Here is a 13688-nt window from a genome sequence, read left to right on the forward strand (position 1 = left end):
AACCTCTGAGGCCCGCCGGTCACCCGGTCGGGGCCCTGCGTCGTCGGTGCGGCGCACGCGGCGCGGCGCGCACGAATGCAGTCGTGTTGAGCCGGTCAGGCTCACGTCTTGCTCGGGGGCAACTCGACCGTCTCCGGGGTGACTTTGGCCCCCGGACGGATGCGGGCGACTCCGTTGACCACCACGGTCTCGTCGCCCTTCAGGCCGCTGCGGATCACCCGGTAACCATCGACCTTGGGGCCCAGCACCACGTCCTTCTGCTGGACCACGTTCTCCGGCCCGATCACGTAGACGATGCGCTTGTCCTGGTTGGCCGCGACCGCCTCGTCGGGGATCATCACGCCCTGGAACGGTTTGGTCGCCGGCATCGCGACGATGCCGAACAGGCCGGGCTTGATGAACTGGTCGGCGTTGGGGACGGTGGCGCGCAGCAGGATCGTGCCGGTGGCGTTGTCGACGCGGTTGTCGACGAAGTCGAGGGTGCCCTTGCGGGTCGGCTTCGCCTCGCCCGACAGCGCGATCATGATCGGCACGCCCTTGCCCTGCTGGGTCTGGCCCATGCCGATGCCGAGGCTGTTCTGGTACTTGAGGAACGACTTCTCATCGACCGTGAAGCTGAACCAGATCGGGTCGAGGGACACGATCGACGTCAGCATGGTCTGGTCGGCGCTGACGATGTTGCCCTCGGTGACCAGCCGGCGGCTGATCCGGCCGTTGACCGGGGCCTTCACCTCGCTGAAGTCATAGTTGAGCTGCGCGTTGTTCAGTGCCGCCTGGGCGCTGTCGACGTCGGCCTGGGCGGTCAGCGACGCCTGCCGGCGCTGATCGGTGACCTGCTCGGAGATGTTGCCGCTCCGCGACAGGGTCTGGGCGCGCTCGAGATCGGTCTGCGAGAACGTCTGGCGCGCCTTGGCGGACGCCAGGGCGGCCTGGGCCTGCTCGAGGGCCGCCTTGTAGGGGCGACGGTCGATCACGAACAGCAGATCACCCTTCTTCACGGTCTGGCCGTCCATGAAGTTGATCTTCTCCAGGTAGCCGGTCACCCGGGCCCGGACCTCGACGTAATCGATCGCATCGAAGCGGCCGGTATACTGATCCTGCTCGACGATCTCGCGCACCACCGGCTTGGCCACGGTGACCTTCGGCGGCGGACCGCCGGGTGCCTGGGCGTACGCAATCGGGGCGAGCGGCCCCGCGAACAGGAAGCCGGCCGCGAGACCGGAGAGCACGGGGAAGAGGCTGGAAAGCCGGCTGCGCATCGGGTCCTGCTGTCCGTTGGCCGACCCGTCGGTCGAACCGAGCTTGACGACGTGTCCTTGTCAGACGCGCCGTAACCTACGCGCCCGATTGCTTATTGTGCGAGAGCGCACATCACGGCCCGGGACGGCCGGATTGTTTCGGCGAGCTACTCGATTGCTTCGCCTGCGGCGTACCAATCCTTGAAGCCGCCCTTGTAGTGCTCGGAGATGTCGACGCCCGCCTGCTGGGCAGCCATCAGCGCGTGGACCGAACGAACGCCGGACCCGCACGACAGGACCGGCCGCCGGCCGTCCGCCGCGATGAGGGCGGCCACGGCCTGGGGATCGAACGTGGACAGCGGATGCAGGACGGCGCCGGGGATGTGCCCGGCCTCGTATTCGTGGTCTTCGCGCACGTCGATGACCAGCATCGTGCCGTCGCTCAACCCGCGTTTGACCGTTTCACGATCGAGGTCGACCACCTGCATCGGCGGATCTCCGTTCCGTCCACCCTAGGGCCAGCCCTATGGACTGACGCTTTCCCTTATTCGTCAGGGCGGGGCCGCGCAACTCGCGGTGACCGGCTCGCTCCCGTCAGATCGCCGCGAGCGTCGGGCCGACCGCCGCGAAATGCGCGTCCCAGGTCGGCGGCACGTAGCCGTCGAGGCGCCCGGCGAGTTCCGCGCGCAGGGGGGCGTCGGGTCGGGCGAGGTTCTCGATGGCGTCGGCCCAGCCCGGCCCGTCGAGGGGATCGCGGAACAGCGCGAAGCCGTCGGCAATCTCCCTGTGCACGGGGATATCGGAGGCCACCACCGGGAGACCGGAGGCCGCCGCCTCGACGATCGGGATGCCGTAGCCTTCGGTGAACGAGGGCATCAGCAGCGCGGTGCAGCTGCGGGACAGTGCTGCCAGGCCGTGTGTGGAAAGGCCCGTGACTTCGACCGTGTGGGCGCGCACGCCGGGGCAGCGATCCAGCATGTCGATCGCGCTCTCGGCCTCCCAGCCCCGGCGCCCGACGACGACGAGGCGGGGCGTCGCGGCGCCGTGCAGCTCGGCGAGCCGCCGCCAGATCTGGAACAGCAGCAGGTGGTTCTTGCGGGATTCGATCGTCCCGCAGACCAGGAAGGTCGGCCGGTCGGGCTGGAGGCGCGGCCCCGCGCGCCCGAAGGCGGGCTCGACGCCGAGATGCCCCACCGCCACGGGCGGGCGTCCGAAGCCCTCGGTGGTGAGATGGTCGAGGGTGCGGGCGCCGGTATCGGCGGAGTTGACCAGGATCGCGGCGGCGTGCCGGCCGATCGTGCGCATCCGGAGCCGGTGCCGGTCGGCCTCGCCGGCACGCCCGTATTCCGGATGGGTGATCGGGATGAGGTCGTGGACGAAGAACGCCGCGCGCACGTCGCGCCGGTCGTAGAGCCAATCGAATCGGCGCGGGTTGTCGAGGCGCAGGTGCGATGTGTGCAGGTAAAGCGCGTCGCGGGGCAGGGCGGCGAGCGACCGGCCGCGCGCGGCGATGTCGGCCGCGGTCCGGGCCTGGATCCGACGGCGCTGCACACCCTCGACCGGGGTGGCCTGCGCAGGCGGGGCGGAGGCCAGCGGGGCGCCGAGCCTCGCTGCGAGACCGCGATAGACCGGATCCGAGAGCGCGTCCCGGTCTTCGACCCAGCCCGCCGCCACCGCGTCGACGATGGCGAGGGCACGCTCCCGGTCGAGCACCCGCGTTCCGTAGGCCGTGGAGACTATGCCGACGGCCGGTCCGGGCCGCCCCAGATAGAAGCGCGCGTAGGCGAGGTCGACCCGGTCGATTCCCGACGGGCTGGCATGGCGCAGGCGTGTGACGAGGCGCGTGAGATCGAAGGCGATCGGTCGGTCCGTCATGGTCCTCGAGGGCGTGGCGCGAGCGTTCGGCGTGGTGAGACGCGGAGCGGAGGCTCCCCGTAACCGCCCCGGCCGGGGAGGGCCAGGGCCGACGATCCGGCACGGAGGGCTTGCGCGGGCGGAGCGCGACGGCTAAGAGCGCCGTGCCCATGTGGCGTCGGAGTGTAGCGCAGCCCGGTAGCGCACCTGTCTGGGGGACAGGGGGTCGTCGGTTCAAGTCCGGCCACTCCGACCATATCTGTTCCGCCCATCGCGAACACGAGCACGCGGGGCGACATCTTCTAGCATCGGGATCGTCGGCAGTTTCGTTCGCGCGCGTGCGGGGCGAGTTAGTCCGGCGGGGCGTAGGCCGAGCCGTCCGCGGCCCTGACCGGCTCTTCCACGTAGCGACCCTGCTTCGGAACGGCGACAGCGTCGAACGTGTCGGCCAGGGCGTGGAGCGCCCGCCGCATCTCGGGTCCCTCCAGGGGACGGCCGTGACCTGTGATGACGCGCTCCGGTTCGAGAGCGGCGAGGGTCCGGACCGAGTCGCGCGCAGCTGTCCAATCGAGGGTCAGGTACATGGGCGGCCCATGCAGTTCCGGCTCCTGTGTCGCCACCGCATAGGCCGATTCCTGCGCCGTGGTGACGAAGGCATCGCCGGCGATGAGGGTGCGGTCGGCCTCGCGCCAGAACGAGACGTGACCCGGCGCGTGCCCGGGCGTGTGGATCCAGCGCCAGCCAGCCATCGGCGGAACGGACCCGTCGGCCGGCAGATCCTGCAACCGATCGGACACGTCGACCGGCCGCGTCGGGTACAGAGGCGACAGGCGCCCCAGCAATCCCCCGCCGACGCTCGGATCGGGGGTCGGGTAGGAGGCGCTGCCGTCCAGATACGGACGCTCCAGCGCATGCGCGAAGACCGGGACGTCCCACTCCGCGGCGAGATCCTCCAGCACGCCGACATGGTCGAAATGGCCGTGTGTCAGCACGATCGCGGCCGGCCGCGCGCCCGCGCCGAACCGTGCTTCCGCGGCGGCCTTGATCGCGCCCTTCGCGCCCAGCACGCCCGCATCCACCAGCACCCACCCGCGATCGCCCGCCCCGGGCGCGCCGACGAACACGGTGTTGACCAGCACGAGCCGCCGATACGCGACGTCGGCCGTGATGGCGTGCGTGGAATCGTCCCGCTCTGCGTCACGGGCCGGATCATCGGCGCGGGCCTTCGGATCGACCGGGATCTGCTGGGCCATGTCGGGCGGCTCTCCTGCCAGGTGCCCGAGCAGGCCGGCATCGAGGGACCCGCTCAAGTCATTGCGACCGTGAGGATTTCAACGCCGCGGCCCTCTGCGGTCCGGGCGTGAGGCGCGTTGGCCGCCCCTGTACCGCAAACCGGGCTTCCCGAGGCGGGTTCCCGCTCGGCGATGACGTCCGCCTCGCCGCAGAGTCTTCGCGCGCGGTGTGGCAGACCCCATATTGCGACGACCGACGCACCCGTCGCAGGTTCGAGCATGGCACCGAGTCCCGTCGCCCTCATCGCCTCCGCCGCCATCGTCACCCTGGTCGTTACCGGGACGGGGGCGATCGTCCTGCAGCAGGGATCGCGGTTCAGCCATCCGCGCCGGGTCGGCGGGTCCTTCGCGATGGCGGATCTCGACGGGCGCCCGGTGAGCCAGGCTGACCTGCTTGGCAAGCCGTCGGCCCTGTTCTTCGGCTTCACCCATTGTCCGGAGGTCTGCCCGACGACGCTGTCCACCCTGTCCGGCGCACTCGGCCGCATGGGGCGTGACGCAGACCGGCTGAACGTGGTCTTCGTCACCCTCGACCCGGAGCGGGACACCCCCGACAGCCTGCGGGACTATCTGACCGCGTTCGATCCGAGGATTCGCGGCTTCGTCGGGACGCCCGATCAGGTCGCCCGCATGGCCGATGCCTACCACGTCGCCTACAAGCGCGTGCCGGTCCCGGGCGGCGACTACACGATGGAGCATTCCGCCACGGTCGGCCTGTTCGACAAGACAGGCCGCATGGTCGGGGAGATCGGCTACGGGGAGGATGAGGACCGCACGCTGTCCAAGCTGATCACGCTGGCGCTGCCGGGCCAATGCGCGCCCGGCGGCGGCGCGGCGCTCTGGGAGACCAACGGTCCGACCAACGCCTGCGGCCCGCGAAGCTGAACCTCAGCCGGCTGAGCCGTCAATGGCGCGCTCATTCCAGCGTGGCTAGAGGACGCGGCGGGTCGTCGGAGGGGCGATTCCCGGAGGTTTCAGCTTGATCACGCGACGCGCCCTGACAGCCGTAGGCCTGCTGGCCCTCTCGCCGCTCGCGCGATCAGCCGAGGCCGCATCCGGCGGTCCGCGCCTGGCGCCGCCGGAGCCGATGGATTTCGAACGCCTGAAGGATCTGGCGCGCACACTGCGCGATCGTCCCTACATGCCGCCCCACGAGGCACCCCCGTCGCCGACCCTCGACGCGCTGACCTACGGGCCGCTTCAGGAGATCCGCTACCCGCCAGCGCACGCATTGTTCCCGGAGAGCCCGTACCCGGTCACCTTCTTCCACCTCGGCAACTTCTTCCGTCACCCGGTGAAGATCTTCGCCGTGGAAGGCGGCCAGGCCCGGGAGGTACTGTATTCGCGCGATCTCTTCGCCTACCCCCCCGGCAATCCCGGCCAGGATCTGCCGGACGGCTCGGGCTTTGCCGGCGTACGCTTCCAGAAGGTCCCGGCCGGCCGGCTCGGTGACGACGGCGACTGGCTGGCATTCCTCGGCGCCTCCTATTTTCGCGCCGCCGGTGACGGGGCACAGTACGGCGCCTCGGCTCGGGGCATCGCCATCGATACGGCGGCGGGGCCGGGGAAACCGGAAGAATTCCCAGTCTTCACCCGCTTCTACGTCTCCCCCGCCGCGGACGGGGCGGTCTCGGTGCTGGCGCTCCTCGAAGGGCAGAGCCTGACCGGCGCCTACCGGTTCACCGCGCGGAAGGAGCCGCACGTGGTGATCGACGTCGCCTGCACATTGTATATCCGCAAGGCCGTCGAGCGGTTCGGCGTCGCGCCCCTGACCTCGATGCTGTGGTATTCGGAGGGGATGAGCCGGTTCCTCGCCAGCGACTGGCGGCCCGAGGTGCACGATTCCGATGGCCTGCTGATGCAGACCGGCACCGGCGAGCTGATCTGGCGCCCGCTCAACAACCCGCCGCGCCTCAGCGTCAGCGCCTTCGCGGACACGTCGCCGAAGGGGTTCGGCCTGCTCCAGCGCGACCGGGCGTTCGACAACTACATCGACGACGGCTTCGAGGAGAACCGCCCCCACATCTGGGTGGAGCCCCAGGGCGATTGGGGACAGGGCAGCGTGCAGCTGGTCGAGATCCCGACGCACCAGGAGACCGACGACAACATCGGCGCCATGTGGGTCCCGGCCGACCCGCCCGCCGCGGGTGCCGAGCGCAGCTTTGCCTATCGCCTGCACTGGCCGGTGGCCGAGCCGGTCGCCACCGATCTCGCCCGCTGCGTCGCGACCCGGGCGACCAAGGCGTCCTGGCTGTCCGACGCGGACCGGCGGCCTGGCCGGGCGAACCTCGTGCGTCAATTCGTGCTGGCGTTCGAGGGCGCGGCCTTGGCCGGCCGCGACCCGGAGAAGGCGCAGGTGGCACTCACGCTGTCCCGCGGCACCGCGGAGGAGGTCGGGGCGACCTGGGCGCCCTACGGCAAACCGAGTCCCTGGCGCGTCTTCCTGAAGGTCTACGCCGAAGGGCCGCAGCCGATCGAGATGCGGCTGCAACTCAAGGATGGAGACCGCCTTCTCTCGGAGACCTGGGCCTACCAGTATTATCCCGAGGCGCCCGGGACGGTGCTGTAGGCGGCGACCGGGCGCATTGCCGACGCCGGCCGGCTGCCCTTAGAAGGTCGAGCCCCGGCCGCAGGTGCCGGTTGTCCCACCGCCGCATCGGAGGCCGTCATGAACGGCGAACGACCGCCCGGCACCGATCTGCCCGACGCCCTGACCCGGCTGTTGAGAGCGCCCAAGAGCGCGATCTGGCCGACGCCCGAGGATCGGGATCGCCTGCGCCTCGGTCGTCAGCGCCCCCGGCAGCCGAGCCGCGCCGTGATGGGCGTCTGGATCTGGGCGATCCTGTACAACGTGATCGGCTTCGCGATCCTCGCGACCCTGTGGCGGACGATGCACTGACCGATGAACGCACCCCTATGGACCCGGCCCGGATCACGCCGTGCCATCCTGGCCGCCCTGCTCGTCGCGAGTCTGGCCGCCGCCCCGGCCCGGGGGCAGACGCCCGAGAGCGCCCTGAACGCCGACGATGGCACCGGGGCCGTAAAGGTCTGCGCGCCTGTGGCGATGCCGCGTTGGCGCTCGATGATTCCGGCCCCGAAAACCTGGACCTTCCTGGACTGCATGGGCTTCTCGGGCGAGATGGGCGCCAGCCACTTCCAGCTCGGCTGCTTGTTCGCCAACGTCACGCCGCACGCGCAGAAATACGCCTGGGGGCCGGTGGTGGCGATCGAGAAGGCGGCCTTGGCCAAGCCGCAGCCGCCCATGCCCAATTGCGGATGGTGACAGGGCGGTTCGGCTCGGGTCGGCCGATTCCGTACGAACTTGCACGGGCAACCCGCATACCAACGCCGATCGACCGTCGACTTTGCGCGGATGAGATCGGCGCAATCCGTTGCATTTGATCGATCCGCGAAACCCTTGTCTCTCGAGTCCGTGCGAGGATCGGTGGGAGGAGAGCCCACGATGATCGACGCGCTTCAGACCGCGACCACCGGGATGACCCGGGCCACCGACCGGCTTGGGACTGCGGCGCAGCGCATCGCGGAGATCGGCGTACCGGTCGGCGATGCGGCGCTGCCGCCCGCCGCGCAGGTCGATCTGTCGAGCACCGTCGCGGATCTGATCGGGTCGCGGACATCCTTCGCCCTGAACGCCGCGGTGGCGCGCACCGCCGACCGCATGAGCGGCCGGCTTCTCGACATCACCGCCTGAGGCCCGCGCGACGACGCGCTCACTCGGCCGGGGCCGACCGGCGCGGGCCGATCGTGGGGGCCGCCAGGAGCGCCAGGATCGCGGCGGCGGCGAACAGCAGCCCGACGCCGATCGCGCGGTACGCGACCACACCCAGGAGGCCCCCGCCGAGGAACGCGCCGACCGTCATCAGGTGAAGCCGCAGCTTGTCGGGGTCGTGGCGTTTCGCCAGGGGATCGCCGGCTTTGCGATCGAGCCAGCGCGCGAGTTCGATCCCGATATCGGTGATCATCCCGGTGACGTGCGTGGTCCGCACCCGGGCATCCGTGATCTTCGTCGCCACGGCGTTCTGCAGGCCCAGGACGAAGCTCAGGCCGAACACCAGAGCCTCGCCCCGCGCCGGCTCGGCCATGGGGAGTGCGACCAGACCGATCGCCGCTAGCAGGAGGGCCTCGGCCCGGATGCCGTAGGCGTAAGCCCCGGAGGGGGCGTGGCGCCGGCGCCGGCGGATCAGCAGAGTCGAGGTCGCGGCGCCCAGCACGAACAGGATGACGAGGAGCAGCGCCTGGGCGGCGAGGATCAGGTCGCCGGTCCCGGCTCGGTCCGAGATCGCCGACACGTTGCCGGTCATGTTCGAGGCGTAGAACCCAACGGCGTAGAAGCCCGCCGTGTTCAGGGCGCCGGCCACCGCCGCCAGGGACCAGGACAGGGTCAGGTCGGCATCGCGGGTGCGCGTCTCGCCTTCATGGACAAGCATGGAATCGCCGATGCCGTTGGGTCAGTCCGGATTGAGTCGGTACTCGTACCCGACCCGCCCCCGATCGGGTACGCGACCACGGCGCAGCGGTGCCCTGCATCGGTTCCGTGGACCAGGCGTAGCCATCGACGGACGGGCGCGCGGGACCAGACCGTTCCGGTGCCACGGCACCCGGGCCGATCCGGACATCACCGTTCGGGTCGCCTGCCGGGATCGTCGCGCCGTCCCGTCCTCACCAGCCGCGATCGTCGCCACCGAGGTGGCGACCGTAGCCGCCTTCGTCGTCGTAATCCGCATCGTCGCGCCAGCGGCGGTGACCGTAGCCCACCGGGACTCGCTCGTAGGTGACCACGCGTCGCGTCGCGTAGACCGGCTCGACGGCGTCGTAGGCGCGGTAGGCCGGCCGCGGCCGGACGACCACGGGGATCGGGGCGTAGCCGTCGTCCTGGATGCCGTACGCGTGGCCGTAGCCCGGCGCGGCCTGGGCGGCAGCACCGATCAGGGCACCGGCCGCCAAGCCACCGATGATGCCGGCCACCACGGCGCCACCGCCGCGTGCCTCGGCGGTCGTGGATGCGAGGGTCCCCGCGCCGATCAGCGCGGCGGCCGAAAGCACAGCGATCCGTTTCATGGCCTGACTCCGAATGAAGCGCGGGATCACCAGGACGATCCCGATCACAGGAGACAGGATGCCTGGGCGTCGCTGCATCGGCTCTGAAGTCCGCCTGCAGCCACCGTTCAGCTTTCAGTCCCGACGGCGACCATCGGCGCCTCTCGGACGTAGCCCCGGGAAATCAGGCGGCTGCGCTCGCGCGTGCGCCGCTCGGCCTCCATCAGGTCGGACAGGGCGTCGGCGATGGCGCAGCGGAGCGCGATGCCGGCATCGCCGCCGGTGAAGCTGAGATAGGCGCGGCTGATCGCGTCGACCGGACAGGCATGATCCGCCTGTGCAGCGAGGGCCTGGGTCAGCATCGGGGTCTCCTTCGTCACACGTCGGAACGAAGAGAGAACAATTCAGAAGGATTAACGCTTCGTCAACGCATGGCCGCCAACGCGCGAGGGCGTCGGCAAACCCTGTGGATAACGGGGATCCGGATGCCGGAGCGCTGTGGAGAACCCTGTTTACTCTGGAAGCCTCGGGAGGCGCTGACCGTCCTGGGGAATCGGATAGCGTGCCGTGTTCAGCTCCATGGCGAGCAAGGTGTAGTAGCCCGAGATGGCGGCCAGATCGACGATACCAGCCTTCCCGAACCGGGCCTCCGCCCGGGCGTAGGTGGTATCCGAGACGCGCCGCGTATCCTGCAGTTCGGTCGTAAAGTCGTACACGATCGTCTCGTCCTCGCTCATCCGGGCCGGCCGGCGCCCATCGCGGATCGCCGCGACGATCTCGGGGACGATGCCCGCCTTCTCGGCGATGGGGGCGTGGACATACCATTCGTAATCCTGGGTCCAGCGCCGGGCCGTGAGCAGGATCACCAGTTCCGAGAGCGTCGTGCCGATCTTGGGCTTGAAGCGCAGATAGTCGCCCATCGCGCGGGCGAGGGTCATCACCTCGGGCGAGTGCATCAGCGGCTGGAACGGGCCGAACGGCGGCTTGCCGCGGGCCTGCTCGAACGCCTCGGCGGCCTGCTTCTGCTCGGGCGTATAAACCTGCGGCGGGATGGTCGGCAGGCGCTCTTCGGCCGCGATCGAGAGGGTGGGGAACAGGGCCGCGAGCGCCAGGGCGCGGGCGGCGAGGCGGATGCGCATCGTTTCACTCCCAAATCGTTACGCGTACGTTCGCCTCGGCCTGCGGCGCCGGCCAGGGCAGGGGCGGCCGATCGGTTTCGATCGCGCCTCGGCGTCACGGGGGAGCGCCGGGCGGTTGCGCCCCGCGCCGGGCCGGGCCATCAGCGGAGGCGATGGCCGGTCCAACCTCCGCGCTGCCGATCGAGGCCGCACTCCCCGAACTGCGTCGGGTGCTATCCGCCCGGAATGCCGCCGTGCTGGTAGCGCCCCCCGGCGCCGGCAAGACCACGCGCGTCCCCCTCGACCTGCTCGACGCCCCCTGGCTTGAGGGACGCAAGATCATCCTCCTTGAGCCGCGCCGCCTGGCGGCCCGGGCCGCCGCCGCCCGGATGGCGCAGACCCTGGGCGAGCCGGTCGGCGAACGGGTCGGCCTGCGGGTGCGGCTCGGCTCGAAGATTTCGGCGCGGACCCGGATCGAGGTGGTGACCGAGGGCGTGTTCACCCGCATGATCCTCGACGATCCGGAGCTCGCGGGCATCGGGGCTGTGCTGTTCGACGAATTCCACGAACGGTCCCTCGACGCCGATCTGGGCTTAGCCTTCGCGTGCGATGCACAGGGCGGCTTGCGCGAGGATCTGCGGATCCTGGTCATGTCCGCGACCCTGGATGACGCCCGCGTCGCACGGCTGCTCGGCGACGCCCCCGTGGTCGCGTCCGAGGGCCGGGCTTTCCCGGTGGAGACCCGGTACGCCGAGCGCGACCCGAACCGGCGGATCGAGGATTCGGTGACCGAGGTCACGCTGCGGGCGCTCCGGGCCGATCCCGGGTCGGTGCTGGTGTTCCTTCCGGGACAGGCCGAGATCCGGCGGACGCACGACATCCTGGCCGCGAAGGTCGGGCCGGAGGTCCAGCTCGCCCCGCTCTACGGCGCGCTCACCCCGGCAGAGCAGGACCGCGCCGTCGCGCCGGCGCCGGCCGGTACCCGCAAGGTGGTGCTGGCCACCAGCATCGCCGAGACCTCGCTGACCATCGAGGGCGTCCGGATCGTGGTCGATTCCGGCTTGGCCCGCGTGCCGGTTTACGAGCCGGGCCTCGGCCTGACCCGGCTGGTCACCGCCCGGGCGTCGCGCGCCTCGGTCGACCAGCGCCGGGGGCGGGCCGGGCGGACCGAGCCGGGGCTGTGTTGGCGGCTGTGGTCGGAGGCCGGCACCAACGCGCTGGAGCCGTTCACCCGCCCGGAGATCCTTTCGGCGGACCTCGCCGGCCTGCTGCTCGACTGCGCAGCCTGGGGCGTGACCGATCCGGGCAGGCTCGCCTTTCTGGATCCACCGCCCGCCCCGGCGCTCACGGAGGCCCGCACCATGCTGGCCGCCCTCGGGGCGCTCGACGCCGACGGTCGCCTGACCGAGGTCGGCACGCGACTGCGCGCCCTGCCGTTGCCGCCCCGGCTCGCCCGGATGGTGACGGCGGCGGCCGGAACCGGCCACGCCCGCGCCGCCGCAGATCTCGCGGCAGTTCTGGTCGAACGTGGGCTGGGCGGCGACGGCATCGACCTCGACGAGCGGGTCGAGCGCTTCCGGCGAGACCGAGGAGCCCGGGCCGCGGATATGCGCCGCCTGGCCGAGAATTGGGCGCGGATCGCTGGCGGCGCGCAACATTACGCCCCAGAAGCCGCCGGCCTGCTGCTCGCCCGGGCCTATCCGGACCGGGTCGCCCGCGCCCGGGGACGGGAGGGCGAGTTCGTGATGGCGAGCGGCCGCGCCGGCCGACTCGATCCGGCGAGTCCACTCGCCCGGGAGACCTACCTGGTCATCGCCGACTTGGCCGGCGCCGCCGGCAACGCTCGCATCCTGGCGGCGGCTTCCATCGGTGCCGACGCGATCGAGAGGCTGTTCTCCGACCGGATCGAGGCGCGCACCGAGGTGACCTTCGATTCGCAGGCCGCCGCCCTGCGGGCCAGAGCGGTCCGGCGCCTGGGTGCGGTCAGCCTCGGAGAGCGGCCGCTGCCTGTCCCGGCCGACACCGCGTCCGCGGAGATCCTCGCCAGCGGCATCGTCGGCCTCGGGATCGATCGGCTGCCCTGGACGCCGGGACTGTCGCAATGGCGGGCCCGCGTGCAGTTCCTGCACGCCGCCGAGGGCGATACGACCTGGCCGGATCTCTCCGACGCCGCCCTCGGGGCCAGTGCCGCAGCTTGGCTGGCGCCGGCGCTCGTCGGACGCAACTCCCTCGCGGCGATCACCCCGGACGACCTCGGCGGCGCCCTCCAGGGCCTGCTGCCCTGGCAGCTCCGCGGCCGGCTCGACGTGGAGGCGCCGACCCATGTCGAGGTGCCGACCGGCTCGCGCATCCCGGTCGACTACACCGAGGCCGAGCCTGTGCTGGCGGTCCGGGTGCAGGAATTGTTCGGCCTGGACCGCCATCCCACCGCGGGCGGCCGTCCCCTCGTGCTGCACCTGTTGTCGCCGGCGCATCGCCCGATTCAGATCACCCGGGATCTGCCGGGCTTCTGGCGCGGTTCCTGGGCGGCGGTGCGTGCAGAGATGCGCGGGCGCTACCTGCGCCATCCCTGGCCGGAAGACCCGTTGGCCGAGGCGCCGACCCGGCGGGCAAAGCCCCGTGGCACCTGAGTTTCGGCAGGCCCGATACCCGTCAACGACACGAGGGACGAGACGCAATGGCGACTGACCCGACACCCTTCGATCCTGCATCCGAGGGCTGGGCGCTGGTGGAGGACGAGGGTTTCATCGCCCATGTCGGCCCGCTCCATGTCCGCGCCGCGGACGGCGCCTACGCGTTCCGTGCGGAGCAGAAGCACGCCAACCTGATCGGGGTGGTCCATGGCGGCATGCTGATGAGCTTCGCCGACCGCGCGCTGGGCGAGACCGCGATGCGGGCCGCCGACGGCGCCAACTGCGTGACGATCCAGCTCGAGATGAAGTTCATCGATGTCGGCCGCCTCGGCGACTGGCTCACCGTGCACCCCGGGGTGGTGAAGCGCACCGGCTCCCTGGTCTTCATGCGCGGGGAGATACGCGAAGGCCCGCGCCTGGTGGCGACAGCAGACGGTGTTTGGAAGATCCTGCGCCGCAAGCCCGGTTGATCGAAACGCGGTCCCAGTCATACTG

The 13688-nt window shown here is 70.9% G+C and carries 15 protein-coding genes and 1 tRNA gene; 8 read left to right on the top strand and 8 right to left on the bottom strand.

Annotation, left to right across the window (positions count from 1 at the left end; genetic code table 11):
• Positions 1 to 101: 101 nt before the first annotated feature.
• The 3 genes from ACYQPG_RS11920 to ACYQPG_RS11930 form a co-directional block, all read right to left on the bottom strand.
• Positions 102 to 1259 (bottom strand): efflux RND transporter periplasmic adaptor subunit, encoded by a 1158-nt coding sequence (locus ACYQPG_RS11920; RefSeq protein ID WP_461231018.1) that lies wholly within the window; start codon positions 1257 to 1259, stop codon positions 102 to 104.
• A 146-nt stretch (positions 1260 to 1405) separates the two neighbouring features.
• Positions 1406 to 1726 (bottom strand): rhodanese-like domain-containing protein, encoded by a 321-nt coding sequence (locus ACYQPG_RS11925; protein WP_147906073.1) that lies wholly within the window; start codon positions 1724 to 1726, stop codon positions 1406 to 1408.
• Positions 1727 to 1832: 106 nt separating this feature from the next.
• Complete coding sequence (locus tag ACYQPG_RS11930; protein WP_461231019.1) at positions 1833 to 3113, bottom strand: glycosyltransferase family 4 protein; 1281 nt, start codon at positions 3111 to 3113, stop codon at positions 1833 to 1835.
• A 158-nt stretch (positions 3114 to 3271) separates the two neighbouring features.
• Between ACYQPG_RS11930 and ACYQPG_RS11935 the strand changes: the two genes are divergently transcribed.
• Positions 3272 to 3348: transfer RNA gene (locus ACYQPG_RS11935), tRNA-Pro, on the top strand.
• A 94-nt stretch (positions 3349 to 3442) separates the two neighbouring features.
• Here the strand turns inward: ACYQPG_RS11935 and ACYQPG_RS11940 are convergent.
• A complete protein-coding gene (locus ACYQPG_RS11940) occupies positions 3443 to 4345 on the bottom strand; it encodes an MBL fold metallo-hydrolase (protein ID WP_147905645.1) in 903 nt (300 codons plus the stop codon).
• A gap of 258 nt (positions 4346 to 4603) precedes the next feature.
• On the opposite strand from ACYQPG_RS11940, the gene ACYQPG_RS11945 reads away from it, so the two are divergent.
• The 5 genes from ACYQPG_RS11945 to ACYQPG_RS11965 all read left to right on the top strand — a co-directional run bounded on the left by ACYQPG_RS11945 (position 4604) and on the right by ACYQPG_RS11965 (position 8096).
• The gene (locus tag ACYQPG_RS11945; RefSeq protein WP_461231020.1) at positions 4604 to 5269 is read left to right on the top strand and encodes an SCO family protein; all 666 of its coding nucleotides are present in this window, start codon (positions 4604 to 4606) and stop codon (positions 5267 to 5269) included.
• A 94-nt stretch (positions 5270 to 5363) separates the two neighbouring features.
• Positions 5364 to 6953, top strand: a complete 1590-nt coding sequence (locus ACYQPG_RS11950) for an OpgD/OpgG family glucan biosynthesis protein (protein ID WP_461231021.1) — start codon at positions 5364 to 5366, stop codon at positions 6951 to 6953.
• 99 nt (positions 6954 to 7052) lie between these two features.
• Positions 7053 to 7283, top strand: a complete 231-nt coding sequence (locus ACYQPG_RS11955) for a hypothetical protein (RefSeq protein WP_147905648.1) — start codon at positions 7053 to 7055, stop codon at positions 7281 to 7283.
• Between the two features lie 3 nt (positions 7284 to 7286).
• Complete coding sequence (locus tag ACYQPG_RS11960; protein WP_461231022.1) at positions 7287 to 7667, top strand: hypothetical protein; 381 nt, start codon at positions 7287 to 7289, stop codon at positions 7665 to 7667.
• A 180-nt stretch (positions 7668 to 7847) separates the two neighbouring features.
• On the top strand, positions 7848 to 8096 hold the full coding sequence (locus ACYQPG_RS11965) for a flagellar protein (protein WP_461231024.1): 249 nt from the start codon (positions 7848 to 7850) through the stop codon (positions 8094 to 8096).
• A 19-nt stretch (positions 8097 to 8115) separates the two neighbouring features.
• On the opposite strand, the gene ACYQPG_RS11970 is transcribed toward ACYQPG_RS11965, so the two are convergent.
• The 4 genes from ACYQPG_RS11970 to ACYQPG_RS11985 form a co-directional block, all read right to left on the bottom strand.
• On the bottom strand, positions 8116 to 8832 hold the full coding sequence (locus ACYQPG_RS11970) for a YoaK family protein (RefSeq protein ID WP_419829502.1): 717 nt from the start codon (positions 8830 to 8832) through the stop codon (positions 8116 to 8118).
• A 232-nt stretch (positions 8833 to 9064) separates the two neighbouring features.
• Complete coding sequence (locus ACYQPG_RS11975) at positions 9065 to 9463, bottom strand: hypothetical protein (RefSeq protein ID WP_147937668.1); 399 nt, start codon at positions 9461 to 9463, stop codon at positions 9065 to 9067.
• 107 nt (positions 9464 to 9570) lie between these two features.
• The gene (locus tag ACYQPG_RS11980; protein ID WP_147905652.1) at positions 9571 to 9804 is read right to left on the bottom strand and encodes a hypothetical protein; all 234 of its coding nucleotides are present in this window, start codon (positions 9802 to 9804) and stop codon (positions 9571 to 9573) included.
• 150 nt (positions 9805 to 9954) lie between these two features.
• Positions 9955 to 10581 carry a carboxymuconolactone decarboxylase family protein gene (locus ACYQPG_RS11985; protein WP_147905653.1) on the bottom strand — a complete coding sequence of 209 codons (627 nt, stop codon included), beginning with the start codon at positions 10579 to 10581 and terminating at the stop codon, positions 9955 to 9957.
• A 152-nt stretch (positions 10582 to 10733) separates the two neighbouring features.
• Between ACYQPG_RS11985 and hrpB the strand changes: the two genes are divergently transcribed.
• Positions 10734 to 13190 (top strand): ATP-dependent helicase HrpB, encoded by a 2457-nt coding sequence (gene hrpB, locus ACYQPG_RS11990; RefSeq protein ID WP_461231025.1) that lies wholly within the window; start codon positions 10734 to 10736, stop codon positions 13188 to 13190.
• Between the two features lie 47 nt (positions 13191 to 13237).
• On the top strand, positions 13238 to 13663 hold the full coding sequence (locus ACYQPG_RS11995) for a PaaI family thioesterase (RefSeq protein WP_147905655.1): 426 nt from the start codon (positions 13238 to 13240) through the stop codon (positions 13661 to 13663).
• Positions 13664 to 13688: the final 25 nt, after the last annotated feature.

It is taken from the genome of Methylobacterium sp. CM6246 (assembly GCF_054818005.1).